The 24,554-nt window shown below is 63.5% G+C and carries 22 protein-coding genes; 5 read left to right on the top strand and 17 right to left on the bottom strand.

The features are described from left to right. Positions 1-54: 54 nt before the first annotated feature. Together B0G71_RS19310 and B0G71_RS19305 are read right to left on the bottom strand one after the other, a co-directional pair. Complete coding sequence (locus B0G71_RS19310; RefSeq protein ID WP_116148713.1) at positions 55-480, bottom strand: HIT family protein; 426 nt, start codon at positions 478-480, stop codon at positions 55-57. A 68-nt stretch (positions 481-548) separates the two neighbouring features. Continuing rightward, positions 549-1,490 (bottom strand): GlxA family transcriptional regulator, encoded by a 942-nt coding sequence (locus B0G71_RS19305; RefSeq protein WP_116143491.1) that lies wholly within the window; start codon positions 1,488-1,490, stop codon positions 549-551. 182 nt (positions 1,491-1,672) lie between these two features. Here B0G71_RS19305 and B0G71_RS19300 point away from each other — a divergent pair, with 182 nt between their 5' ends. Next, complete coding sequence (locus tag B0G71_RS19300; protein WP_116143489.1) at positions 1,673-2,497, top strand: SDR family oxidoreductase; 825 nt, start codon at positions 1,673-1,675, stop codon at positions 2,495-2,497. A gap of 23 nt (positions 2,498-2,520) precedes the next feature. Here the strand turns inward: B0G71_RS19300 and B0G71_RS19295 are convergent, their stop codons facing one another. Next, a complete protein-coding gene (locus tag B0G71_RS19295) occupies positions 2,521-3,048 on the bottom strand; it encodes an Lrp/AsnC family transcriptional regulator (RefSeq protein ID WP_012434873.1) in 528 nt (175 codons plus the stop codon). A gap of 152 nt (positions 3,049-3,200) precedes the next feature. Here B0G71_RS19295 and mdeB point away from each other — a divergent pair, with 152 nt between their 5' ends. Beyond that, entirely contained in the window at positions 3,201-5,948 is a 2,748-nt protein-coding gene (gene mdeB / locus B0G71_RS19290; RefSeq protein WP_116143487.1) for an alpha-ketoglutarate dehydrogenase, read from the top strand. Between the two features lie 122 nt (positions 5,949-6,070). Here mdeB and B0G71_RS19285 read toward each other — a convergent pair whose 3' ends face one another. The 7 genes from B0G71_RS19285 to B0G71_RS19255 all read right to left on the bottom strand — a co-directional run bounded on the left by B0G71_RS19285 (position 6,071) and on the right by B0G71_RS19255 (position 14,996). Next, positions 6,071-7,159 (bottom strand): diguanylate cyclase, encoded by a 1,089-nt coding sequence (locus tag B0G71_RS19285; protein ID WP_116143485.1) that lies wholly within the window; start codon positions 7,157-7,159, stop codon positions 6,071-6,073. 60 nt (positions 7,160-7,219) lie between these two features. After that, positions 7,220-8,236: a chemotaxis response regulator protein-glutamate methylesterase gene (locus B0G71_RS19280; RefSeq protein WP_116143483.1), complete on the bottom strand. Its 1,017-nt coding sequence runs from the start codon at positions 8,234-8,236 to the stop codon at positions 7,220-7,222. A 16-nt stretch (positions 8,237-8,252) separates the two neighbouring features. Further along, positions 8,253-10,751 (bottom strand): hybrid sensor histidine kinase/response regulator, encoded by a 2,499-nt coding sequence (locus B0G71_RS19275; protein WP_116143481.1) that lies wholly within the window; start codon positions 10,749-10,751, stop codon positions 8,253-8,255. Further along, positions 10,748-11,428, bottom strand: a complete 681-nt coding sequence (locus B0G71_RS19270) for a chemotaxis protein CheW (RefSeq protein WP_116143479.1) — start codon at positions 11,426-11,428, stop codon at positions 10,748-10,750. Before B0G71_RS19270 ends, B0G71_RS19275 begins: the two co-directional genes overlap by 4 nt. After that, positions 11,421-12,845: a protein-glutamate O-methyltransferase CheR gene (locus B0G71_RS19265; RefSeq protein WP_116143477.1), complete on the bottom strand. Its 1,425-nt coding sequence runs from the start codon at positions 12,843-12,845 to the stop codon at positions 11,421-11,423. The genes B0G71_RS19270 and B0G71_RS19265 overlap by 8 nt, the downstream gene beginning before the upstream one ends. Beyond that, positions 12,842-13,306, bottom strand: a complete 465-nt coding sequence (locus tag B0G71_RS19260) for a chemotaxis protein CheW (protein ID WP_116143475.1) — start codon at positions 13,304-13,306, stop codon at positions 12,842-12,844. The genes B0G71_RS19265 and B0G71_RS19260 overlap by 4 nt, the downstream gene beginning before the upstream one ends. Positions 13,307-13,370: 64 nt before the next feature. Continuing rightward, positions 13,371-14,996 carry a methyl-accepting chemotaxis protein gene (locus tag B0G71_RS19255; RefSeq protein ID WP_116148711.1) on the bottom strand — a complete coding sequence of 542 codons (1,626 nt, stop codon included), beginning with the start codon at positions 14,994-14,996 and terminating at the stop codon, positions 13,371-13,373. Between the two features lie 287 nt (positions 14,997-15,283). Here B0G71_RS19255 and B0G71_RS19250 point away from each other — a divergent pair, with 287 nt between their 5' ends. Then, on the top strand, positions 15,284-15,610 hold the full coding sequence (locus tag B0G71_RS19250; RefSeq protein WP_116118617.1) for an ecotin precursor: 327 nt from the start codon (positions 15,284-15,286) through the stop codon (positions 15,608-15,610). 88 nt (positions 15,611-15,698) lie between these two features. Here the strand turns inward: B0G71_RS19250 and B0G71_RS41425 are convergent, their stop codons facing one another. From B0G71_RS41425 to mnmE, 3 genes are all read right to left on the bottom strand, one after another. Continuing rightward, positions 15,699-15,860 (bottom strand): hypothetical protein, encoded by a 162-nt coding sequence (locus B0G71_RS41425; RefSeq protein WP_012434883.1) that lies wholly within the window; start codon positions 15,858-15,860, stop codon positions 15,699-15,701. 234 nt (positions 15,861-16,094) lie between these two features. Continuing rightward, positions 16,095-17,303, bottom strand: coding sequence for an integrase arm-type DNA-binding domain-containing protein (locus B0G71_RS19245; protein WP_116143473.1), 1,209 nt, complete (start codon positions 17,301-17,303; stop codon positions 16,095-16,097). Between the two features lie 176 nt (positions 17,304-17,479). Next, positions 17,480-18,874 (bottom strand): tRNA uridine-5-carboxymethylaminomethyl(34) synthesis GTPase MnmE, encoded by a 1,395-nt coding sequence (mnmE, locus tag B0G71_RS19240; protein WP_116143471.1) that lies wholly within the window; start codon positions 18,872-18,874, stop codon positions 17,480-17,482. 369 nt (positions 18,875-19,243) lie between these two features. Here mnmE and B0G71_RS19235 point away from each other — a divergent pair, with 369 nt between their 5' ends. Further along, the gene (locus B0G71_RS19235) at positions 19,244-19,657 is read left to right on the top strand and encodes an XRE family transcriptional regulator (protein WP_116118620.1); all 414 of its coding nucleotides are present in this window, start codon (positions 19,244-19,246) and stop codon (positions 19,655-19,657) included. A 133-nt stretch (positions 19,658-19,790) separates the two neighbouring features. Here the strand turns inward: B0G71_RS19235 and yidC are convergent, their stop codons facing one another. The 4 genes from yidC to rpmH all read right to left on the bottom strand — a co-directional run bounded on the left by yidC (position 19,791) and on the right by rpmH (position 22,460). Beyond that, a complete protein-coding gene (gene yidC / locus B0G71_RS19230; protein WP_116143469.1) occupies positions 19,791-21,449 on the bottom strand; it encodes a membrane protein insertase YidC in 1,659 nt (552 codons plus the stop codon). A 30-nt stretch (positions 21,450-21,479) separates the two neighbouring features. Then, entirely contained in the window at positions 21,480-21,710 is a 231-nt protein-coding gene (gene yidD / locus B0G71_RS19225) for a membrane protein insertion efficiency factor YidD (protein WP_007180115.1), read from the bottom strand. A 106-nt stretch (positions 21,711-21,816) separates the two neighbouring features. Then, positions 21,817-22,302, bottom strand: a complete 486-nt coding sequence (locus tag B0G71_RS19220; protein WP_106284939.1) for a ribonuclease P protein component — start codon at positions 22,300-22,302, stop codon at positions 21,817-21,819. Positions 22,303-22,325: 23 nt separating this feature from the next. Then, positions 22,326-22,460, bottom strand: a complete 135-nt coding sequence (rpmH, locus tag B0G71_RS19215; RefSeq protein ID WP_004198824.1) for a 50S ribosomal protein L34 — start codon at positions 22,458-22,460, stop codon at positions 22,326-22,328. Positions 22,461-22,852: 392 nt separating this feature from the next. Here rpmH and dnaA point away from each other — a divergent pair, with 392 nt between their 5' ends. Next, positions 22,853-24,490, top strand: a complete 1,638-nt coding sequence (gene dnaA, locus B0G71_RS19210; RefSeq protein WP_220377326.1) for a chromosomal replication initiator protein DnaA — start codon at positions 22,853-22,855, stop codon at positions 24,488-24,490. The last annotated feature ends 64 nt before the right edge of the window (positions 24,491-24,554 follow it).

The raw sequence follows: 24,554 nt of genomic DNA, 5'->3' as shown, positions 1-24,554 counted from the left end.
TTACCCATGTCACGGCGCATAAGCTAACCGCCCGCACGACGTGGCGAATCGCCCTCAGTCCGCACGCCAATGCGAGCGGATGCGCTTGGCCAGCGCTTCGAGCGTGTCCACGTCGGCGATGTCGCGCGCGTGCATTCGCAGCGGCTGACCTTCCCAGCGCGGAATCACATGAAAGTGGACATGCGGCACCGTTTGCCCCGCAGCGGCGCCATTGAATTGTCCGATGAACACGCCGTCCGGCCGCAACGCCGCGCGAACCGCGATCGCGAGCTTCTGTGTCATGCGCATGCAGGCCACCGTCGAGGCATCCGACAACTCAAAAATCTCCGCGGCGGCTTCCTTCGGCACCACCAGCAGATGGCCGTCGGCTTGCGGCATCAGATCCATGAAGGCGAGGGCGGCATCGGTTTCGGCCACCTTGATGCAGGGTAGTTCGCCGCGCAGAATCCTTGCGAAGGGATTGCTGTCGTCGTAGTTCATCGCGTTCCTCTCATCGTGGAAGGTCATATCGGTTAAAGCGCCGTTGCCGGTATTGTCCCTCGCCTGTGTTACAGCACGCCCACACGCGCCGCGCGTTTGATCGCCTGCGGCGGTTGGCCGAACGCGCGCAGAAAGGCGCGCCGCATCCGTTCGGTATCGACGAAACCCGTTTCCGCCGCTACCGCCTCCATGGAATGGCGGCCCGCTTCCAGCATGGCGCGCGCGGCTTCGACGCGCAATGCCTCGATGGCTTTGGCCGGCGATTGACGGGTTTCGTCGCGAAACGCGCGGCTGAACTGGCGTGGGCTGAGATGCGCGACATCGGCGAGTTGCTCGACCGTCAATGGCTCGCGCAGATGGCTTTTAGCGTACGAGAGCGCGTTCTGAATGCGGTCTGATTTCGGCTCCAGGTCCAGCATGGCCGAAAACTGCGACTGGCCACCGGTACGGCGATGGTACACAACGAGCTTTTTGGCGATCGCGCGCGAGACTTCCCCGCCGAGATCGTTTTCAACGAGCGCCAGACACAGATCGATGCACGCGGTCATGCCGGCTGAGGTCCATACCGAACCGTCGACGATAAAGATGCGGTCTTCATCCACGCGCGTCTGCGGAAAGCGTTGTTGCAGATCGCGGGCGTGAAACCAGTGGGTGGTCGCGTGGCGGCCGTCGAGAATCCCTGCCTCGGCCAGCACGAACGCACCCGTGCAAATGCTCGTGGTGCGCCGCGCCGCGCCCAGCGCCTCGTGCAGAAACGCCAGCAATCCAGGCGACGACGGCGCGATCTCCATCGCGCCGGTAACCACTACGGTGTCGTATGCCGGGTCGCCGAACGGCCGGGTGGCGATCTCCACGCCCGCCGAGCTGCGCACCATGCCGCCATGCTCGGAAATGATCTCTACCTCGTATTCAGGCTGGCCGGCCTCCAGGTTGGCCAGTTCGAAGATCGAGACGGCCACCATATCGAGAATCTGGAAGCCGGGAAAAACCACCACGCCGACATGTCTCATCGCAATGTCCTAAAACGAGGTAAATACGACATTTGAGACATAAGGCTACGCGCCTAAACTTGCCTCGTCAACACCGCAATGCCGCACAACAACGGTGCGGCGGCGGAGTTTCCCAGGTTTCCCCATTCACTTATCGGACAGGGCAGAGGCGCGACGCGCCACGCCCGCAAGGAGAGATTCAAATGGCAACGCAAACGGCAACGCAATCAGGCAAAGGAACGGCATTGGTGACGGGCGCATCGTCGGGTATCGGCGCTGTGTATGCGGATCGCCTCGCGCGGCGCGGCTACGACCTGATTCTGGTGGCGCGCGACGTACAGCGGCTGAACGGTCTGGCCGAACGTCTGACATCGCAAACCGGCCGCCACGTCGAGACGATCGGCGCGGACTTGACCGTTAAAGCCGACGTGCGCCGCATCGAAGAACGGCTGCGCACGGACCGTGGCATCACGATGCTGGTCAACAACGCGGGCGTTGGCGCTACCGCCCCGCTGATCGATTCCGACGTGGACGAGCTCGAAAAAATGATCGACCTGAACGTGACCGCGCTCACGCGCCTGACGGCGGCGGTCGTGCCGGGTCTGGTAGAGCGGGGCAACGGCATCGTGATCAATATTGCGTCGATCGTCGCGCTATCGCCGGAAATGTTGAACGGCACCTACAGCGGCACCAAGGCCTACGTGCTCAACCTGACGCAGTCGCTGCATCACGAAGTGGGCGGCAAGGGCGTCCAATCGCAGGCGGTGTTGCCGGGCGCCACCAGCACGGCGTTCTGGGACCGTGCGGGCCTCGCGGTCGAACATCTGCCGCAGCAGATCGTAATGACCGCCGAAGACATGGTCGACGCCGCGCTGGCCGGCCTCGACCAGGGCGAACTGGTGACGATTCCGTCGTTGCCGGACGTGGCGGATTGGGAGCGCTTCAACAGCGCACGCCAGCACCTGCAGCCGAATCTCTCGCATAAGGTGCCGGCCGCACGCTACACGCGCGGCGCTGCTTCCGCGTAAAGCCAGGCGGACTGTAAGCGCCTTCAGCGCCAGTCGGTCGACACGTCGTCGGGATCGATCAACGTCAATCCCGACGACGGCAACGGCAGCGCCGTCTTGTAGCGCACCTGTTTGAGCGCAAAGCTCGAGCGGATATTGGAAATGCCCGGAATCTTCGTCAGATGATCGACGATGAAGCGCTCCAGCGTCTGCATATCCGGCATGACCACGCGCAGCAGATAGTCGGCGTCGCCCGTCATCAGATAGCACTCCATCACCTCGGGGCGCTCCGAAATCGCCTGCTCGAAACGCTGCAGCGCGTCTTCCACCTGCTTTTCCAGACTCACCTGAATGAACACGTTGATGCGCAGCCCAAGCGGCTCCGGGTTCAGCAACGTGACCTGCTGCTTGAACAGACCGAGCTTTTCGAGCGCCCGCACGCGGTTGAAGCACGGCGTGGGCGACAGGTTCACCGAGCGCGCCAGATCCGCATTGGTGATGCGCGCGTTCTGCTGCAACTGGCTCAGGATGCCGATGTCGATGCGGTCCAGCCGTCTGGGTGGCGTGGTCATAGATGAAATATTCTGTCGTTGTGGGGAAATCCGGAATAAATAGCCTATCGCAGCACGGGATCACAAGCAAATGAGACGCTCATTTTGTGAGCACATGGCTACCATTGACTCACTCGATCTTGAGCCGAACGCGTCAATGCGGGAGTGGTGCCATGACGGATTTGTCCAGCGGTAGCGAGCAGTTGCGGTTATCCAATCCACAACGCGTTGAAAGCGCGGAGCAGGCGGATGCGGATCCGCAAGAAACGGCCGAGTGGCTGGAAGCGCTCGATGCGGTCGTCGCGCATGTCGGTCGCGACCGCGCGCAGTTCCTGTTCGACAAACTTGCGAGCCATGCGCTGTCGCTGGGTGTCGAATCGGCGCGCACCAACGTCACGCCGTACCAGAACACGATCCCGTTCGACCAGCAGCCGCGCTATCCGGGCAATCTCGAACTCGAAGAACGGCTTGCCGCCGCGCTGCGCTGGAATGCTTTGGCCATGGTGGTGCGCGCGAACCAGGCTTATGGCGAACTCGGCGGTCATATCGCGAGTTATGCGTCGGCGGCGGATTTGTTCGAGGTCGGCTTCAATCACTTCTTCCGGGCAGCGGCGCCAGGTGGCGAGGAGGGCACGGGCGACCTCGTGTATTTCCAGCCGCATTCGTCACCGGGTGTGTATGCGCGGGCTTACCTCGAAGGGTTTTTAAGCGAGCAGCATTTGCAGCACTATCGCCGCGAGATCGGCGGGCCGGGCTTGTGCTCGTATCCGCATCCGTGGCTGATGCCGGACTTCTGGCAGTTCCCGACCGGCTCGATGGGCATCGGCCCGATCAATGCGATCTATCAAGCGCGTTTCATGCGCTACCTGGCCAATCGCGGGCTCGTGCAAACGGAAGGCCGCAAGGTGTGGGGCTTTTTCGGCGACGGCGAAATGGACGAGCCGGAATCGACCGGCGCGCTCTCGCTCGCCGCGCGCGAGGGGCTCGACAACCTCGTCTTCGTGATCAACTGCAATCTGCAGCGGCTCGACGGGCCGGTGCGCAGCAACGGCCGCATCATCGATGAACTGGAAGCGCACTTCATCGGCGCCGGCTGGAATGTGATCAAGGTGATCTGGGGCTCGGACTGGGACGCGCTGTTCTCGCGCGACCGCACGGGCGCCTTGCTGCGCGCCTTCGCGCATACCGTCGACGGCCAGTTCCAGACCTTCTCCGCCAACGACGGCGCGTACAACCGCGAACGCTTCTTCGGCCAGAATCCGGAACTTGCCGCGCTCGCGGCGCAATTGAGCGATGACGACATCGACCGCCTGCGCCGCGGTGGCCACGACGTGCGCAAACTGCACGCGGCCTACGCGAAGGCGCTCGAACACCGCGGCCAGCCGACGGTGATTCTCGCGAAGACGATGAAGGGCTTCGGCATGGGCACTTCGGGACAGGGCCGCATGACCACGCATCAGCAAAAGAAGCTGGGCTTCGACGACCTCAAGGCGTTTCGCGATCGGTTCCGCCTGCCGCTCACGGACGAGGACGTCGAACAGGTGAAGTTTTACAAACCCGCGGAAGACAGCCCGGAAATGCAATACCTGCATGCACGCCGGGTGGCTCTCGGAGGCTATCTGCCCAGAAGGCGGAGAGTTGCATCGAAGGGGCTGACCGTCCCGCCGGTGTCCTCCTGGGGGCAATTTGCGCTGGACTCGAACGGCCGCGAGATGTCCACGACCATGGCGCTGGTCCGCATGCTGACCGCGCTGCTTAAGGACCGGGATGTCGGTCCGCGCGTGGTGCCGATCGTCGCTGACGAAGCGCGCACTTTCGGCATGGCGAACATGTTCCGTCAGGTCGGCATTTATTCGCCGCTCGGGCAGTTGTACGAGCCGGAAGATCTCGGCTCAATGCTTTACTACCGCGAGGACACCAAAGGCCAGATCCTGGAAGAGGGCATTTCGGAAGCGGGCGCGGTGTCGTCATGGATCGCGGCGGCGACGTCATACAGCGTGCACGATCTGCCGATGCTGCCGTTCTACATCTACTACTCGATGTTCGGCTTCCAGCGCATCGGCGACCTGATCTGGGCTGCAGCGGACCAGCGTGCGCGCGGCTTCCTGATTGGGGCGACCTCGGGCAAGACGACGCTCGGCGGCGAGGGCCTGCAGCACCAGGACGGCACGAGCCATCTGGCGGCCTCGACGATTCCGAATTGCCGCGCGTACGATCCTGCGTTCGCATACGAGGTCGCCACGATCGTCGACGAAGGCATGCGCGAGATGGTCGAGCAGCAGCGCGACGTGTTCTATTACGTCACGGTGATGAACGAAAACTACGCGCAGCCTGCAGTGCCTGGCGGCGACTTGCAGGCGCTGCGCGAAGGGATTCTCAGGGGTATCTATCCGCTGGTGGAGCATGCTGAGGAGCAGGAGAGCAAGCAGGCTCAGGTGCAATTGCTCGGCGCGGGCGCGATTCTCGGCGAAGTGATCGCGGCGCAGCAGATGTTGAAAGACGACTGGCAGATCGACGCCGCCGTGTGGAGCGTAACGAGCTTCACCGAATTGCAGCGCGACGGCATGGCGGCGGAACGGCTCGCGCGTCTCGGCGAAGTGATCGCGGCGCCGTATGTCACGCAAGCGCTCGATGCATCGCAAGGTCCGATCATCGCCGCGACCGACTACGTACGCGCCGTGCCGGAACTGATTCGCGCGTACGTGCCGCGTCGCTATGTGACGCTCGGCACGGATGGTTTCGGCCGCAGCGATACACGTCAGGCGTTGCGCGAGTTTTTCGAAGTGGACCGCAAGTCGATTGTGATCGCCGCGTTGAAGGCGCTGGTGGACGAGGGCGCAATCGATACAAGCGTGCTTGTCGAAGCACGCGGCAAGTACCTCGGCGATGCGCCGGTCGGCGCCGGGTCGTGGCAATGCTAAAGAAGCACACGCGTTAGAAACCGCCGGACGCACCACCAGTGCTACTGCTACTGCCGCAAATGAAACGCGCCCTGCAAACGGGCGCGTTTTCATTGCACGCTGGTAGAACCGCATGCAAACAATCAATCACTCACCGCAACCTGATTCTTCCCATCCCGCTTCGCACGATATAGGCCGACATCAGCCGCTTCGATCAGCTTTGTCACCGGCTCGGTGACCGTCGGCACCAGCGTCGCCGCGCCGATGCTGATCGTCACGACGCCGGTCGCGGAGCCCGCATGCGGGATCGCCAGCCCTTCGATTGCAATGCGGATCTTCTCCGCGAGCAGACGCAAGCCACCGGCCGACGTGCCCGGCACCACCACTGCGAACTCTTCGCCACCGAAGCGCGCCGAGAGATCCGCCGAGCGTCCGAGGCACGATTCGAGGGTATGCGCGACCGTCTTGAGCACTTCATCGCCGGCAACGTGCCCGTAGGTATCGTTGTAAGCCTTGAAGTTATCCACATCGATCATCAGAAAACCGAGGCCGGTTTTGTCGCGTGTGCTGCGACGCCATTCGGCGGCCAGATATTGATCGAGGTAACGGCGATTCGACAGGCCCGTCAGGCCGTCCGAATGCGTGAGCCGTTGCAATTCCAGATTCGTCGCGAGCAATTGCTGTTGCGATTGACGCAACGCCTGGTAGGCCTCGTCGCGTTGAATCAGGTTCAGATACGAGCGCGAGTGATAGCGGATACGCGCGATCAGCTCGATGCGGTCCGGCAGCTTCACCAGATAATCGTTGGCGCCGGCGGCGAAGGCCGCGCTTTTCACGAGCGGCTCTTCCTTGGTCGACAACACGATGATCGGAATATCGCGCGTGGCCGGATTCTGCCGGTATTGGCGCACGAGGGTGAGGCCGTCGGTGCCAGGCATCACGAGGTCCTGAAGGATCACCGTCGCGCGCGTTTCCGCGGCGCTGCGCAGTGCTTCTTCGGGCGATGCACAGTAGTGAAAGTCGACGCTCGGTTCATCGGCCAGCGCCTGGCGGATCGCTTCGGCGATGATCGCCTGATCGTCGACCAGCAACACCATGATCGGGCACTCGGCTGCGGGCGGATTACCGAGGATGCGCGCGAGAGCGTCGTCGATCGCGAGATTGGGGGCGTCCACCGCGTCCGACGCGAAATCCTGCGCGGCGGCGTTCTGATGCGGTTTAGGAGTGTCCATGTTGTTCGGCCAGAATGAATGTGAGTGAATCGAAACGGCTCATGAATGGCGAGTGCGTGTTCAGCGCGCGTTGACGGCCGTCGCGAGCGCGCCGGCGATGCGCGGCAACGGCAGGATCGCGGTGGCGGCGTCGAGCGCCGCGGCCGCTTTCGGCATGCCGTAAACGGCGCTGGTCGCTTCGTCCTGCGCGATCGTGTGATAGCCCTTGGTGCGCATCGCCTTGAGTCCGATCGCGCCGTCGCGGCCCATGCCGGTCAGCAGCACGCCGACCGCGCGCGTCGGCCAGCGCGCCACCACGCTATGAAAGAACACGTCCACGGAAGGCCGGTAAGGCGTCTCTTCCGGTGTGCGCGTGTAGCCAAGCACGTCGGGCAGTTTGAGATGCAGATGGTCGTCGGTGGCGGCGAGCAGCGCGACGCCCGCTTGCGGGCGGTCGCCTTCGCGCGCGATCCGCACCGGCAGCGCCGATTGCTGGTTCAGCCAGTCCGCCATGCCGGCGGCAAACGCCGCGTCGACGTGCTGCACGATGACGATCGCCGCCGCAAAATCCTTCGGCAGGCCGGCGAGCAGCGTGGCAAGCGCCGCCGGTCCGCCCGCCGATGCGCCGATCGCCACCAGCGGCGTGTCGCGATTCGTCGCGCAAGCGGACGTTGCCGCGGCCGCGGCGCCGGGTGCATTGCGTTCCTTGACGAGCGCCGCGATGCGATCGATCTTCGCGATCAGCGTGGCAATACTCTTGTGCGCATCGGGACCGCTCAGCGAGGGCGTATCGACGGCGTCGAGCGCGCCCGCCCCCATCGCTTCATAGACGCGCCACGCGTTCGCGCCCACGTCGACGGTGACGATCAGGATTGCGCACGGCGCGCGCGCCATGATGCGCCGCGTCGCCTCGATGCCGTCGACGTTCGGCATCACCAGATCCATCAACACGATGTCGGGCCGCTGCGCGGTGCAGAAATCGACCGCCTGCTGGCCGTCCTGCGCGATCCACAGCACTTCATAGTCATGGCGCGCCGCTAGCGCGCGACGCAGCGCCTCGACGGCGAGCGGCATGTCGTTGACGATTCCGATTTTCATCCGTTTCTCCCCGGCACTAACCGTATGCTTCGCCGATCAGATCGCGCACCGCATCGAGCAGTGCTTCGTCATGAAAACTGCCTTTCGCCAGATAGTAGTCCGCGCCCGCATTCAGTCCGGCGCGGCGGTCCTCCTCACGATCCTTGTACGAGACGATCATCACCGGTAGCGACTGCAACTGCGGATCGCGCTTGATGAGCGTGACAAGTTCGATGCCGTCCATGCGCGGCATGTCGATGTCGGTAATGACGAGGTCGAAGTGCTCGCCGCGTACGGCGTTCCAGCCGTCCATGCCGTCGACGGCGATCGTCACGTCGTAACCGCGCGTGGCCAGCAGCTTGCGTTCGAGCTCGCGCACGGTGAGCGAATCGTCGACCACGAGCACGCGGCGCGTGGCACGCTGAGCCGCACGCGCGACGCCATGTTGCGTGTGCTTCAGATCGCCACCCGCCACGAGCCGTTCGACGGAGCGTAGCCAGTCGTCCACGTCGGCGATCAGCACGGGATCGCCGTTCTCCATCAACGCGCCGGCGGTGACGTTGCGGATCTTGCCGAGGCGCGGATCGAGCGGCTGCACCACGAGCATCCGCTCGCCGAGAAAGCGGTCGACCACCACGCCGTAGGTTTGCGAGCCGTCGCCGATGACGATCATGCTGACGGTGCGGCTTTCGTCCGCGGGCGGCGCGGTGTCGAGAATCTGATGCGCGGTGACGACGCCGATACGCCGGCCGGAAAAGGCGATGTGCTGATGCCCTTCGAGCCATTCGATCCGCGTACGATCCACCTGCAGCGTGCGGTTGACATGCGCTAGCGGCACCGCGTACGGCTCGCCGGCCACTTCGATCAGCAGGCTGCGGATCACCGAAAGCGTCAATGGCAACTGCAGTTGCACACGCGTGCCGAGGCCCGGTTCATGCGTGATTCGCACCGTGCCGCGCACGCGTTTGACGATGTCGTGCACCGCGTCGAGTCCAACCCCGCGGCCCGAGACTTCGGTTACCTGGCCGCGCAGCGAGAAGCCGGGCAGAAGCAGGAATTCGAGCAGCTCGGCCTCGGATAGTCGCGCTACCGTTTCCTCGCTCGCGAGTTTCTTGCGCACGATCGACGCGCGCAAGGCGTCGAGATCGATGCCCGCGCCATCGTCGGAAACGGTGATGAGCAGTGCGCCGGCAGTGTGACGCGCGTCGAGCGTGAGCGTGCCTTCCTCCGCCTTGCCGCGCGCGAGGCGCACGGCGGGCGCTTCGATGCCGTGGTCGAGCGCGTTGCGCAGCATGTGGCCGAGCGGCGCTTCGAGCAGATCGAGAATGTCGCGATCCACCTGAGTCGATTCGCCGACCAGTTGCCAGCGCACTTTCTTGCCGAGCGAACGCGCGACGTCGCGCACCATTCGTGCGAGGCCGCTGGTGCCGTCGCCGAACGGGCGCATGCGGCATTGCAGGGCGGCGTCGTAGAGTTGCTGCGACAGATGCGTCGAGCGGCGGTCGAAGCTCTCCAGATCGGCGAGACGCTCGGCCAGCAAATGTTGCGATTCGGCCGTGAGGCGACGCACTTCTTCGAGCGCGGCCTGCGCGCGCGGATCGAGCTTGAGGTCGGCGAGCGTTTCGTGCAGTTGATCCAGCGCGCGAGTGCTGTCGCGTTGGACGCGTTTGACACGCAGCATCGATTGCGCGAAGGGTTTCAGCCAGCGCGATTCGACCAGCGATTCGCCGGACAGCGAGAGCAGACGGTCGAGGTTTTCGGCGCGTACGCGCAACATGCGGCCGGGTTCGGTGGTCGCTGCGATGGCTGTGCTGTTTGACGCGGACGGGGCGGCGAGCGGGGCGTCTTGCTTCTGCTCGGGTACGAGGGCGGCGTTGTCGTCTTGTGTAGCCGCGGGCGTCGCGTTGGCCGGTGTGGCTTCAGCGCGCAGTGCATTGGCTAGCGAGTCGAATACGGCGTCTGGGTCCGGCTGCGCGGCCGGGGTGGCCCGCGGACCTTCGGCGCGCAGTGCGCGGGCCAAATCGTTGAACGCGGCGTCAGGGTCCGGGTCCGCATCCGCATTTGCAACGGCAGCAATGGCAGGCTCTTCGGCGACCGCAGCGGTCGCCGGCAGCGTAGAGTCTCGCAGCATCGCCGCGCCGTGCGGCAGCACACCCGACATACGTGTCTGCAATGCCGCCACACACGCGCCGACCGCGTCGCGAGCCGACTCGTCTTCATCGTTGCCGATGCGCGCGACGATATCCACCCCGCGCAGCAACTCGTCGATCCAGGCCGCGTCGAGCAACGCACGCCCTTCTTGCGCGGCGACGAAGCAATCCTCCATCGCATGCGCAAGTTCGACACCAACCTGCACGCCGACAATTCGCGCGGCGCCCTTCAACGAATGCGCGGCCCGCATGCAGGCCTCGAGCGCGGCGGCATCGCGCGGCGCGCGGTCGAGGGCGAGCAGGCCGTCGTTGAGCACGCGCGCCTGGGTCCGCGCTTCTTCGCGGAACAGATCGATCAGCGACGGGCGGCGTGGGTCGTCCGTCATCCGAGACTCCGGTTCAAGGTGTCGAAGAGCGCGTCGGCGTCGAGCAGGCCGACGCTCATGCCGCGCCACGGCGCGACTGCGCGCGTATGCGCAGCGGCGGCATGGGAGAGCGTGGCGGGCGGCGCGCAAAAGCTGGCCGTCGCGATCCGGTGCACGCCGTCGACCTGGTCCACCGGGAACACGGCGTGTTCCTCAGCGCGCGAAACAACGAGGAAGCGCGGCAGATCGTGACGCGCCCGATCGTCGCGTGCGGCGGGGCCGGTTTCGAAGCCGAGCAGGTGCGCGAGCGACAGGCACACCAGCAACTCGCCCTGCACGTTCACTACGCCCAACACCGCGCGATGCTGCCGATGCGGCAACGTATGAATCGGCCGCGTCTGCACGATGCGTTTGAAGATCGGCGTGGGCAGCGCGAGCCATTCGTCGCCGATGCGAAAGACGAGGAACGATTCGCTCGCGCCTTGCGCATCCTGCTGCGGTCGTGCCCGCGCGCGCACTTCATGCTGCGAGAGATCCACCAAGGGAATCGGCCGTTCCAGCAGTTTGGCCGCGGCGGTTTCGAACACCGGGCAATTGAGGCAGCGCACGTACTCGACAAGACGCTCGCACGACGAGTCGCCGCGCACGCCAATGCGATTCCAGCAATCGTCGAAGCTCGCCGTCTGCGCATCAGCCACGTTGCGCTCCCTGCGCGCGCGTCGCGCGTTGCATCAACAGGCGCGCACCGTCTCGGTCGCCCTCGAGTTCAAGCAAGGTCGCGAGATGCGCGAGCGCTTCCGCGTGTTGAGGATCGAGATACAGCGCCTTGCGATACTGGCTGCGTGCAAGGTTCGCGTCGCCGTTGGCATCCGCCAGAACGCCGAGCAGGTAAAACGCGTCGGCGTGCGGGGCGTGATGTTCCAGATAGGCGTTGATCGCCGTGGCCGCTTCCGCGAGGCGGCCGGCGTCGGCTAGCGCGTGCGCGGCTCGCAACGTGTCGCGCGCCGCGTTGATCGGCGCGGTGATTGGCGGCAATGGCGAGTTGCGTAGCGGCGACGTGGTGGCGGGCATCGGCGTCTTGCGCGCGTGTGTCGCGACGTTCTCACGCGGTGTGAACTGCGTTGCACCGCTGAACGGCGTACGCGCAACCGGATCGGGCCACGCGAAAGGCTCCGCGGAAAACACTGGCGGCGACGAGAGTGCGGGAACGTGCGAATGCGTCATCGCGAGTGCGGCGGCCGTAGCGAGCGGTGCAGTGTGCCAGCTATTCCACTGCGTTTCCTCGGGCGCGCTGTGATGGAACGCGAAGGCCAGCGGGATCTTCGCGGGCTGCATGCCGTAGCGCATCAGCAGCCCGGTTTCCGCAGGGCCGACGAACAGCGTGCCGTTTCCGGCCAGCACGCTGGTGAGCGCCTGCAAGGCTTTTTGTTGCGCGTCGCGATCGAAGTAAATCAGCACGTTCCGGCAGAACACGAAGTCGTAGACACCGAGCGACGATGCATCGAGTTGCATCAGATTGGCGCGCGAGAAACGCACTGCTTCGACGATGCGCGGAGCGAGACGCCAGCCGTCTTCGGTGCGCGTGAAGTGCGCGTCGCGAAACGGAAACGCATTGCCGCGAAACGAGTTGCGTCCGTAGACAGCGCGTTGCGCGACGGCGAGCGAGCGGTCGCTGATATCCATTGCGTCGATGCGCAACCGGGCGGCGTCAAAGCCTGCGTCGAGCAGCGTCATCGCGATCGTGTACGGTTCTTCTCCGGTCGAGCAAGGCAGGCTCAGAACGCGCAGCGGCAACGCGTCGCCGCGCTCGGCGAGACGTTCATGCGCGAGTCGCGCGAGTGCCTTGAACGCTTCGGCGTCGCGATAGAACCAAGTCTCCGGCACGACGACTGTTTCGATCAGCGCCTGCACCATCGAAGGTGAACCTTGCGCGGCTTCCCAATAGTCGTTGAGCGTGGCCTTGGCGTGGCCATCCGCGCACCACGCCGCCGCGCGCTGATCGACCGCGCGCTCGATCGCGCTATGGCCGAGCGATGCCGCATCGAGCCCGATCGTCCTATGCAACAGTTCGGCGAAGCGTCGGTAGAGCGGTGCGTTGTCATGATGCGCGTTCATGCGTGAGCCTCGGGAAAGAGGAGCGCTTTGACGTCGTCGGGCAGCAGATGCTCAATGCGAATCCACTGCACGAGACCGCCCGCTTCGCTCGCGACCGGCCCGAGATACCGCGCGTGCGGCATGTCGAGTCCGGCATCGTGAAACGCCGCCATGTCGAGTCGAATCGTGCGCGTCGCGCCTTCGAGCAGCAGCGCGAGCAAGCGCGTCGTGCCCGCGTGCGGATAGCGCACCAGCACGATGCGCGTCGACATCAGTTGCGCGGCGGGACGGCCGAGCGCGAGCGCCGGCAGATCGATCAGCGGCAGCGGCGCGCCTTCGTGATCGAGCACGCCCGCGACCCACGGCGGCGCGCCGGGGATCGTCTTCGGCGGCGACTGCGGCGTGAGCGGCATCAGACGCTCCACCTGCGTCGCGTCGATCACGTACCGTTCGCTATCGAGCGTGAAGAGGATGAAGAGCATCGGCGTGTGCGAGAGCGATGGATGGGCGTGCGGGTATCGGTGTCCGGCGGCGCGGCGTGGCGCGTCAGGCCGTCACCTTGAAGCGCGACACGCCGGTGCGCAGACTGTTGGCGACGTGCGTCAGATCGTCGATCGCCTGGGTCGACTGGCGCAGCGACTCCGCCGTCTGCTGCGCGGCCTCCGAGAGTTGCGTCAGCGCCTGGGTGATCTGCTCGGCGCCGGTGGCCTGCGTCTGCATGCCTTCGTTGACCATCGAGAAGCGCGGCGCGAGTTGCTGCACCTGCTGGATGATCTGCGTGAGATGGCCGCCGACGTTCTGCACGTCGAGCATGCCGCGCCGCACTTCTTCGGAGAACTTGTCCATACCCATCACGCCGGCCGCCACCGCGGACTGGATTTCCTTGACCATCTGTTCGATGTCGTAGGTCGCCACGGCGGTCTGATCGGCGAGGCGGCGAATCTCGGTTGCCACGACCGCGAAGCCGCGGCCGTATTCGCCGGCTTTTTCCGCTTCGATCGCCGCGTTCAGCGAGAGCAGGTTAGTCTGGTCTGCAACCTTGGTGATGGTGGCGACGACCTGATTGATGTTGCTGGCCTTCTCGTTGAGGATCGCGAGCTTCGCGTTGACCGAGCCGGCCGCTTCCATCACGAGGCGCATGGTTTCTTCCATGCGTGCGAGACCGGCGTGACCGGTGCCCGCGAGCGCGGCCGACTGGCCGGCCACTTCGGACACTTCGTTCATGGTACGCAGCAGGTCGCGCGAGGTCGCAAAGATTTCACGCGACGTGGCGCCGATCTCCGTGGTGGTGGCGGCGGTTTCGTTCGCCGTGGCTTGCTGTTCGCGTGAGGTCGCGGCGATTTCCGTCACAGACGTGGTCACCTGCACCGCCGATTTCTGCGCCTGTCCGACCAGCGCGGTGAGTTCGTCGGTCATGCGGTTGAAGCCCGCCTCCAGCGCGCCGATTTCGTCCGCGCGATTCAGTTGCAGACGCTGGGTCAGGTCGCCCGTGCGCATGACGTCGACGACGCGGAGCACTTTGGCCATTGGCGTGGTGACCGCACGCAGCAGCCAGTATCCGGCCAGCACGGCCGCGATGGCGGCAAGCAACAGCATGACGAGCAACACGACGCGGGTTGCCTCGACCGAATTGCGGATGCTTTCGGCGGCTTTGTCCGCAGCGGCTTTGTTGATTTCGACCAGCTTGCGCGCCGAGAGGCGGCCCGCTTCCCAGATCGGTGTCAGTTGTGTGTTGAAGACGCGCACGGCGTTCTCTTTCGAGCTCGGCAGAGCATTCAGCAGCGCCGCCTGGATCGGCAGGTACTGCGTGTGTTGCTGGCGGAAGTCGTTGAAGAACTCACGATCGGTGTCGCGGAAGATGGTCGCGCCGTAATCGCCGAACAGCTTCTGCAGCGTTTGCTCGGTCTCCTGCAAACGATCGGTGTCGCGCTTGATGGACTCGGGGTCCGCGTCCACGTAAATGAGGCGCTGTGTGACGGTGTAGTTCTCGAACCAGGCCGCGCGCATCGCGGTCGCGTAGTAGAGGCCGGGCATCGAATCTTCCTGCTGGCTCTTCGCGTCGCGGTCGATGCCGCCGAGCTGCTCGAAAGTGACGATTGCCATTGCCAGCATCACGATCAGCACGATCCCGAAGCTGCACAGAATCCGTTGCCGGATGGTCCATTGTTTCACGCGCACGCCCCTTACTTTTTCGCTTTGTCTCGACCCGTGCTGTCGATGTGGTCCGATCTGCTATCGACGGGCTGGAAAAGCTTTGCGGGTTGTCAGAAATATCCGACAGGTTATGCGGCGAATTTTACATTGATCGGTGGAATGGGGAAGCGGGGTATCGCTTCGATTCATAGCCAGCCGCGCGACTCGCGGCGTTACACGGGTAATGTCCCGTTACCACTTGCAGCATCTATTTCTGCGCGCGCCCGCCACAATCCGTTCCATGCCTCAACGGCGAGGAGTCAAACATGAAAAAGATCGCAGTGGCGTTGGTGATGGTGGGAAGTCTGAGCGTGGCCGGGCAAGCATCGGCGCACGGCAATGGCGGCGATGTCGTCGGTGCGCTGATCGGCGGGGCCGTGCTCGGGGCGGTGGTGACCTCCGTGCTGAATCCGGCGCCCGTGGTGGCTTACCAGCAGCCCGTGTACGCGCAGCCGGCGTATCAGCCCGCGCCGGTCTATGCGCAAGCGCCGCCGGGATACTGCTATGACCAATACCAACAGGCCTATGTGGCGTGCGGTGCGCCACCGCCGCCGGCTCAATACGGCTATCCGCAGCCCCAGCCGGGTTGGTAATCAATCGCAGAGCGCGCGCATGGTCGTGCGCGCCCACAGACAAAAAGGCCGTCGTGTTACGCGACGGCCTTTCCATTTCAAGCGCGACTCAGTGCCTGTGATGCAGCCACTCCGCATAGTGCGTGTCGAGCCAGCGCTCGAGTCTCTGTGGCTTTGTCTTCTGGTGATAGTGGGACGCGGCCCAGATAGCAACGCCGACCAGCAACATGACAGCAGGCCCCAGCAAATAAGCGATCAACGATTCAGACATGGGAGCCTCCGTATCGAGTTGGGTCCACCCTTCAGTTTAGGCGATGAAACGCGGGAGAAAAGGTCCGCGTGATGCGATTGTGGCCGGCGGCTCAGCGGCGTCTTAGCCCTCACCCTTGAAACCTAGTAAAAAATAGAATTTCATATTTCGAGCAGGCAGTTGGGGCGGATGCGAAGTGATTTGTGTACCAATAAAACTGGATGTTTGGAAGGCGCGGCGCCCCACGAGGCACCTTCAGGGCGTACTGGTCGCAACTCTACGCGTGCCTTCGATCTGTGCATCTACAAAATCCGCCCACCGCTGCATAAGCCATCGCTGCCTGGCGGCGTTGGCCGCGCTCGCACCTTGCTCGATACGCTCGGGCGCCGCCGCTGAGTTCTGCGCGTCTGACGATTGTGTTATCTCGCGCAGATGCGCTGCTGCGGTGCGCCGGAAGTCATGCAGGACGAAATGCTCCACGTCAAGGCCGAGCGCCTTGACCGCCTGGTTCAGCGTACTTTTGGCGATCGGCCGGTCGTCGCCCCTGACGCTCGGGAATACGAATTTCCGGCTCGCCCTGGCGTGGTCGAGTTCGCGCAGCATAGAGACTGCCTGCTGCGAAAGCGGCACGCGCTGATCGCGGTCTTTTCTTAGGCGTGCCGCGGGTATCGTCCACATCGCCTTGTCCAGATTGAATTCGGCCCACGTCGATTCGATCAGGTCCGACTTGCGCACCATCGTCAGCACCAGCAGGTGCAGCGCCAGCTTCAGAGGACGGCGAATACTCGACGCGTCGATCGAGCGAAACATCGCGCCGATCTCGTCGCCGGAGAGCACGCGGGTGCGGCTGTCGAAAGTAGCGATGGAGCGCGCCGGCACGACCTCGGCCGGATTGCTGGCCGCGAGTTGCCGGGCGACCAGATATTCGTAGAGACGCTTCACCACGTTGCGCGTATGCAGCGCCATTTTCGGCGAACCGCGATTCTTGATTCTCTCGCATATCGCGACGATGTCATCGGCGGTCACCGCTTTGATCCGCATGTGGCCGATGGCGGGCAAGATGTCCTTGTCGAGCGCGCGCCGCGTGGTGCGACGGTATTCCTCTGACTTGCCGGCCATTTCCGTGGCGAGATAAAGCTCGGCGGCTTCGCGCAGGACATCGGCTTTGCTTTCCGCGCCTCGGTCGCGCCGCGCCGTGGCGACTGGCGAGATGCCTTGCGCGACCATCTCCGCATACTTCTGCGCCTTGGCGCGCGCGACGCGCAGCGAGATCATCCGGTAGTCGCCGATGGTGGCGAGCGGTTGGCGTTTGCCGTTCAACGAATAACGGAAGCGCCAGATCTTGGTGCCGGTCGTCATGACTTCGATGACGAGGCCGTTGCCGTCAGCGACGCAATAGCGGGTGTCGCGCGGTTCGAGAGCGCGAATCTGAGCTTCGGTGAGCGGGACGGCTAAGCGGGGCATGTTCGGATCGCGGGTATTCGGACAGCGGCGATTTTAAAGCTTTTGGCTGCTGTGTACCAAAGATTTGGCGATTTTTGGGTCAACGGAGCGGGGCGTTTGCGTTCGTGAATCTCCGCTTAGGATGACCAGAAAGTCCCTTGCAATAGGACCCGGTAGCCGATGCTGCAGACACTCGCTCACTTCCCGATACAGAACCTGCTAAAAATTACTCCGAGCAGGTCATCGGAACTGAACTCACCAGTGATCGAATTCAGCTGATCTTGCGCGAGCCGTAGTTCCTCGGCGAACAAATCAAGCGCCTGCGAGTTTTGATCGGCGTGTGCGGCTGCAGTCGCCAGATGCTCCTCGGCTGCCCGCAATGCAATGAGATGCCGCTCGCGCGCCAGATACACGCTTTCCGCTCCCGCCTGCCAGCCGGCGATCCGCAACAGTTCGTCGCGCAACAGCGCGACGCCATCGCCCTGTTTCGCGGAGAGTCGCACTTCGCTCAGTTCGAGATCCGCGTCGAGCGCTTGTGCCGCTGGCGCGAGGCCGGTCAGGTCCGTCTTGTTGAGCACGCGTACCACCGGCACGCCGCGCGGAAAGCGCCCGGCAATCGCATCGTCTTCAGCCGTCATGCCGGCGCGCGCATCGAGCAGATGCAGCACCACATCGGCGCGCTCGATTTCGCTCCACGTGCGTGCAATGCCGATTTTTTCGACTTCGTCCTCGGTATCGCGCAGACCGGCGGTGTCGATCACGTGCAGCGGGATGCCTTCGATCTGAATCGTCTGCGCGACCTTGTCGCGCGTCGTCCCGGCGATCGGCGTGACGATGGCCAGCTCGGCTCCGGCCAGCGCGTTCAGCAGCGATGATTTGCCGACGTTCGGCTGCCCGGCCAGCACCACCGAGAGCCCTTCGCGCAACAACGCGCCTTGCCGCGCTTCGCTCAGCACGTGCGCGAGACGCTCGCGTATGCGTGCGAGCTTGCCGCGGGCGTCGGCGGCTTCGAGGAAGTCAATCTCTTCTTCGGGGAAGTCGAGCGTCGCTTCGACCAGCATGCGCAGCGTGATCACGTCTTCGACCAGCGCGTGAATGTCGCGCGAGAACGCGCCGTCGAGCGAGCGGCCCGCTGAGCGCGCGGCGGCTTCGGTGCTGGCCTCGATCAGATCGGCGACCGCTTCGGCCTGCGCCAGATCCAGCTTGTCGTTGAGGAAGGCGCGGCGCGTGAATTCGCCGGGCTCGGCGAGGCGCAGACCGAACGCGCGGCCGGCGTCGATGCAACGCTGCAGCACGAGTTGCAGCACCACCGGACCGCCGTGGCCTTGCAGTTCGAGCACGTGCTCGCCGGTGTAGGAGTGCGGCGCCGGAAAGTACAGTGCGATGCCGCGGTCGAGTGCGTTGCCGCTCGCGTCAAGGAACGGCACGTAGCTAGCGTGGCGCGGCGCCAATCTCTGGCCGGTGAGTGCCTGCATCAGCGGCTGGGCTGCCGCCTCGCCCGCACGGCCGAACGAAATCCGCACGACCCCGATTCCTCCCCGGCCGGGCGCGGTGGCAATGGCGACGATCGGATCGGAGTCGGTGGTGAGCATAAAAAGCGTGACAGAAGCAGAGAGGAGGGGAGGGCGCCGCCGGTCAGCGCGGCGCGAGGCATTGTAACGCGCGCGCATTCGGTGCCCGTGTCGCGGCGCTCTTGTTGATGGCGGAAGCTGACTTATTCCGACGGTTGGGATTTATCTCAAACGAGCTAGGATTGCTACTGCGTTCCTTGAGAATAAATCAGAAGTTGTAGGACGGCGAGGTCACAGACAGGCGTGCTAGACAAGGAAAACACCAAAATTCTACAAATTCGGCAGACCCATTGCCCGAAGCGCCTCGCAAGCTAAAACTATCTCAAATACGCTAAAACTAAACTCGCCCGGTTGTCAACTGTTTGAACGTTGAATTGCACAATCCGGCCCATGCCGACCAATAAAGAAAAAGCCGCCTTCGCCAAACGGTTGAAGGACCTGCTGGAGCCGCTGAAGATTCGCGGTGGGACCAAGCTCGCCGAGCAATTCAACCTTCGCTATCGAGGCGAGCGGGAGGTCACGCCGCAAACCGCGCATAAGTGGTTATCTGGTACGACGATTCCTAAGCCCGATAAGTTGCGTACGTTAGCCGAATGGCTGAACGTAAAAGAGCATTGGCTGCATTACGGACCGTCGCCGGGCGTGAATGCGAGGCCGCTGGCGCGTGGCGAGAAATATCCGCCGTCGCCGGAAACGATTGAGCTCGCTTCCAAAATCGAGTCGCTTACACCGAAAGACCGCTTTCTGGTTCAGGAGATGATCGTTCGCTTTTACGGCGAAGACGCGGAGCCGGGCGAGGAATAAGTACGGCATTGCGTAACGCGTTTGCCGCGAGCATGAAAAAAGCCGCCCGGTTTTGCGCCGGGCGGCTTTTTTTCTGCTGCTAACAGAGCTTTAGACGACGGCGGGCGTTTCCGCCCACCTCACGCAATTGTCATCAAGCCGCTTTTGCCTTCGTTTGCCCCATCATCCGCGTGATGTAGTACTGCTGGGCGATCGACAGCACGTTGTTCACGACGTAATACAGCACCAGACCGGCCGGGAAGAAGAAGAACATGACCGAGAACGCGATCGGCATGAACATCATCATCTTGGCTTGAACCGGGTCCGGCGGCGTCGGGTTCAGCTTGGTCTGCAGGAACATGGAGACGGCCATCAGCACCGGCAGGATGAAGAACGGATCCTGTTGCGACAGATCGTGAATCCACAGAATCCACGGCGCGCCGCGCATTTCCACGGACGACAGCAGCACCCAGTACAGCGAGATGAACACCGGAATCTGGATCACGACCGGCAGGCAGCCGCCGAACGGATTCACCTTCTCGGTCTTGTACAACTCCATCAGCGCCGAGTTCATCTTCTGCGGATCGCCCTTGAAACGTTCGCGCAGCGCTTGCATACGCGGCGTGATCGCCTTCATGCGCGCCATCGACTTGTAGCTCGCAGCCGACAGCGGGAAGAACACCGCCTTGATCAGCAGCGTGAGCAGCACGATCGACCAGCCCCAGTTGCCGACATAGCTGTGGATCTTTTCGAGCAGCCAGAACAGCGGCTTCGCGATGATCGTCACCCAGCCGTAGTCCTTCACCAGTTCCAGACCCGGTGCGATGCCTTCGAGCATGCGCTCTTCTTCCGGACCGGCGAACAGCTTGGCCGACACGTCGACCGTTTGGCCCGGGGCAATGGTCGGCACCCGCTCCTTCACGCCGACGCGATACAGCGCCGGATCGATCTTCTCGACGTAGATGTCGCGCTTCACGCCCTGCTGCGGAATCCAGGCCGACGCGAAGTAATGCTGGACCATCGCGATCCAGCCGTTGTCGGCCGAGGTCGCGTAATCGTGCTTGTTCTTGTCGATGTCGCCGAACGTCATCTTCTGGAAGTGATGCTGGTCGGTGTAGACAGCCGGTCCGATGAACGTGTGCGAGAAGCGCGGCGTTTCCACCGGCTGATCGTCACGCACCAGTTCCATATAGACCGACGGGCTCACCGGCGTGGTGCCGACGTTCTGAATCTTCGTGTCGACGCCGATCACATAACTGCCGCGCGTGAACGTGTAGGTCTTGATGACCTTCACGCCACCCTTCACCGGCGACTCGAAGCTGAGCTGGAACGACTTTTCGTCGCCCGTCAGGTCGTGCTGCTGGTTCGGCAACGGCGTGTAGATGTCGTTGTGATTCGGGAAATCGCCGCCGAGCAGGCCCGTGCGCGCCAGATACGTATGGTTCGCGGTGCGGTCGAACAGCGTGATGACGAGGTCCGGCTGCTTGCCGTCACCCTTGTTCACGAGCGACAGCTTCGACAGCGTGCCGCCGCGAGTGTCGATTTCGCCGCTATAGACGTCGGTATTGAACTTGACCAGTTGCGATTGCGTGGCCGTCGGCGCGTTGCCCGGTGCGGCTGCGTTCGTTGCCGGCAGATCGGCGGGCTGGGTTCCCGGCGTCGTGGTTCCCGGTGCGGCGCTACCGACGGTCTTGGTCGGCGTGGCGCTCGGGAAGAACATCGACGGGCGTCCGTGGTCGCGTTGCCAGTTGTCGAACAGCATGACCGCTGACATGAAAAAGATGACCCATAGGACGGTGCGTTTGATATCCATGCGTTGTCTCAGTGTCGATGGAACGGCGCGTCAGCGCTTTTCAGAAGTGGGAGGCGGGACGAGATCGATGCCGCCCGCGGAAAACGGGTGGCAGCGGCAAATACGCCTGGCGGCGAGATAAGTCCCGCGCGCGGCGCCATGATACTGGATTGCTTCGCGCGCGTAATCAGAGCAGGAAGGGTAAAAACGGCACCGGTTGCCGAGCATTGGGCTCACGGCAACCTTGTAGAAACGCAGTAAAGCGATGAGTACCGTTTGCATGGCTGGTGCGGCCGGACAGCGCCGCGCAACGTGGAGTACCGGGCGACGCCCGCTCAGCATAGCCGCCGGAGCGGCCTGAACTGCAAAGCGGGCGGTCACTTGAGCGTCATTCCGTCTTGGGCGCTTCCGCGGGCGGCGCCTCGCGACGGGTCACTTCGCGCGCTGCCTTGTCGAGCAACGCCTCGATTTCGCTGCGGCACAACGCCCTCAACGGCGGCGACGAGGCGCTCGGCAAAGCCTTCTTGTCGAAGCGCGTGTGCAAACGCAGCAGCACATCCCAACCGCCGAATTCCGCGCGACGCAGCCGGAAGGCTTCACGCGCGATTCGACGTACCAGATTACGCGTGGCCGCGCGCGGCGCATACTTCTTGCCGATCACGAGGCCCAGGCGAGCTTCGTTGCCGGTGGGCCGGCCGTACACCACGAAGTGCGCGGTGCGGCGCCACGGGCGCAAACGAAAAACGGATGAAAATTCATCCGTTTTCAGCAGCCTTGCGGCTTTGGGGAAGGCGGCTTGCGCTCGCAACGGAACCGAGCCCAGTTGCTGCGCTTCAGCCGTTCCCGCCTTACCGCGGGCTTCACTACCCGGCATAAGCGTCGCGTGCAACGCCTGCCTTAGATGGCGAGGCGCTTGCGGCCCTTCGCGCGACGTGCGTTGATGACCTTGCGGCCGCCTGCGGTCTTCATGCGAACGCGGAAGCCGTGGGTGCGCTTGCGACGGGTAACGGAAGGTTGGTAAGTACGTTTCATGTTGCTCTCACTTGATCGAAAAATAACCGCGCGATCATCGCTGAAAGCGCAATGGCCGGTGGTTCGCTGAATTGGTTTTCGCGGAACCCGCTATTTAAACCGGTTTTTCGTTGACCGTCAATAGTTTAGCCTGGTTCGGCCCGGCCCCATGAGGAGCCAGCCTTGTGATCCGTCCCTGTGGATAACTCCCTTGCGGGTCCGTTTTGGCGTTAGAATCTCGCCTTACTTCCCAAAAATCCTGCACGCCGCTCCGGCTCGCTCGTCCCGCAAACCCTTGTGGCACAAGCGCCTGGAGCCATTGCGCCTGGTTAGTCTCGCTGCTCAGGGCCTTGTTGCGTGCGCGCGACAGGGGCAGCGGCAACCGCCGTGCACACCATAACGACAGCAACTCGATGAACGATTTCTGGCAACACTGTTCCGCCTTGCTGGAGCGTGAGCTCACGCCCCAGCAGTACGTGACGTGGATCAAACCGTTGGCCCCGGTCGCCTTCGACGCCGCTGCGAACACGCTTAGCATCGCTGCGCCGAACCGTTTCAAGCTCGACTGGGTCAAGAGCCAGTTTTCCGGCCGCATCGCGGATATGGCGCGCGATTTCTGGCACGCTCCTGTCGACGTCCAATTCGTGCTCGACCCGAAAGCCGGCATGCGCGCCCCTGCGGCGGCCGCGCCGGCACCGGCTTCTGCGCGCCCGGCCTCCGCGCCTAGCTCGATGGGTGGTAGCGCCGGCAATGGCGCTGCGGTGGACGCAGCCGTCGGCGCCGTGCAAGCGGCGCAGGCGGCACGCGCCGCTGGTATGAATGGCGCGAACAACGCCATGGCCAACCTCAACGCGAATGCCCGCGCCGCAGCTGAACACAACGCGAACGCACGCGCTGCGGCCGCTGAAGATTCCGTTGACCTCGATTTGCCCAGCCTCGATGCGAACGAAGCCGCGGCCGCCCGTCGCACGTGGCGTCCGGGCCAGAGCGCGAGCTCGAACGGCAGCGGCGAAAACGACTCGATGTACGAGCGTTCCAAGCTGAACCCGGTGCTGACCTTCGACAACTTCGTGACCGGTAAGGCGAACCAGCTGGCGCGCGCCGCGGCGATTCAGGTCGCGGACAATCCCGGCATCTCGTACAACCCGCTGTTTCTGTATGGCGGCGTCGGCCTCGGCAAGACTCACCTGATCCACGCGATCGGCAACCAGCTTCTGATGGACAAAGCCGGCGCGCGGATCCGCTACATCCACGCGGAACAGTATGTGTCCGACGTGGTGAAGGCGTACCAGCGCAAGGCGTTCGACGATTTCAAACGCTACTACCACTCGCTCGACCTGCTGCTGATCGACGATATTCAGTTCTTCTCCGGCAAGTCGCGTACGCAAGAGGAATTCTTCTACGCGTTCGAGGCGCTGGTCGCCAACAAGGCGCAGGTGATCATCACCAGCGACACGTATCCGAAGGAAATTTCGGGTATCGACGACCGGCTGATCTCGCGCTTCGACTCCGGCCTGACCGTGGCGATCGAGCCGCCCGAGCTGGAAATGCGCGTCGCGATTCTGATGCGCAAGGCGCAATCCGAGTTCGTGAGCCTGAATGAAGACGTCGCGTTCTTCGTCGCGAAACACTTGCGCTCGAACGTGCGTGAACTCGAAGGCGCGCTGCGCAAGATCCTCGCGTACTCGAAGTTCCACGGCCGCGAAATCACGATCGAAGTGACGAAAGAAGCGCTGAAAGACCTGCTGACAGTACAGAACCGGCAGATTTCGGTGGAAAACATCCAGAAGACCACGGCTGACTTCTACAGCATCAAGGTCGCGGACATGTATTCGAAGAAGCGTCCCGCGAACATCGCGCGGCCGCGGCAGATCGCCATGTATCTGGCGAAAGAGCTGACCCAGAAGAGCTTGCCGGAAATCGGCGAGCTGTTTGGCGGACGCGACCACACCACGGTGTTGCACGCGGTGCGCAAAATTGCCGATGAGCGCAGCAAGGACGCGCAACTGAACCACGAACTGCACGTGCTGGAGCAGACGCTGAAGGGCTGAGCCGTTTGTCTGGAAAAAACGACCTGTTTATTTCCAAACTCGCCCCCATTTTAGTGAGGCGGTT

The sequence above is a fragment of the Paraburkholderia sp. BL27I4N3 genome (assembly GCF_003386115.1).
Taxonomy (GTDB): domain Bacteria; phylum Pseudomonadota; class Gammaproteobacteria; order Burkholderiales; family Burkholderiaceae; genus Paraburkholderia.
The sequence above is the reverse complement of the archived record's forward strand: the minus strand, read 5'-3'. Positions and strand labels throughout refer to the sequence as shown.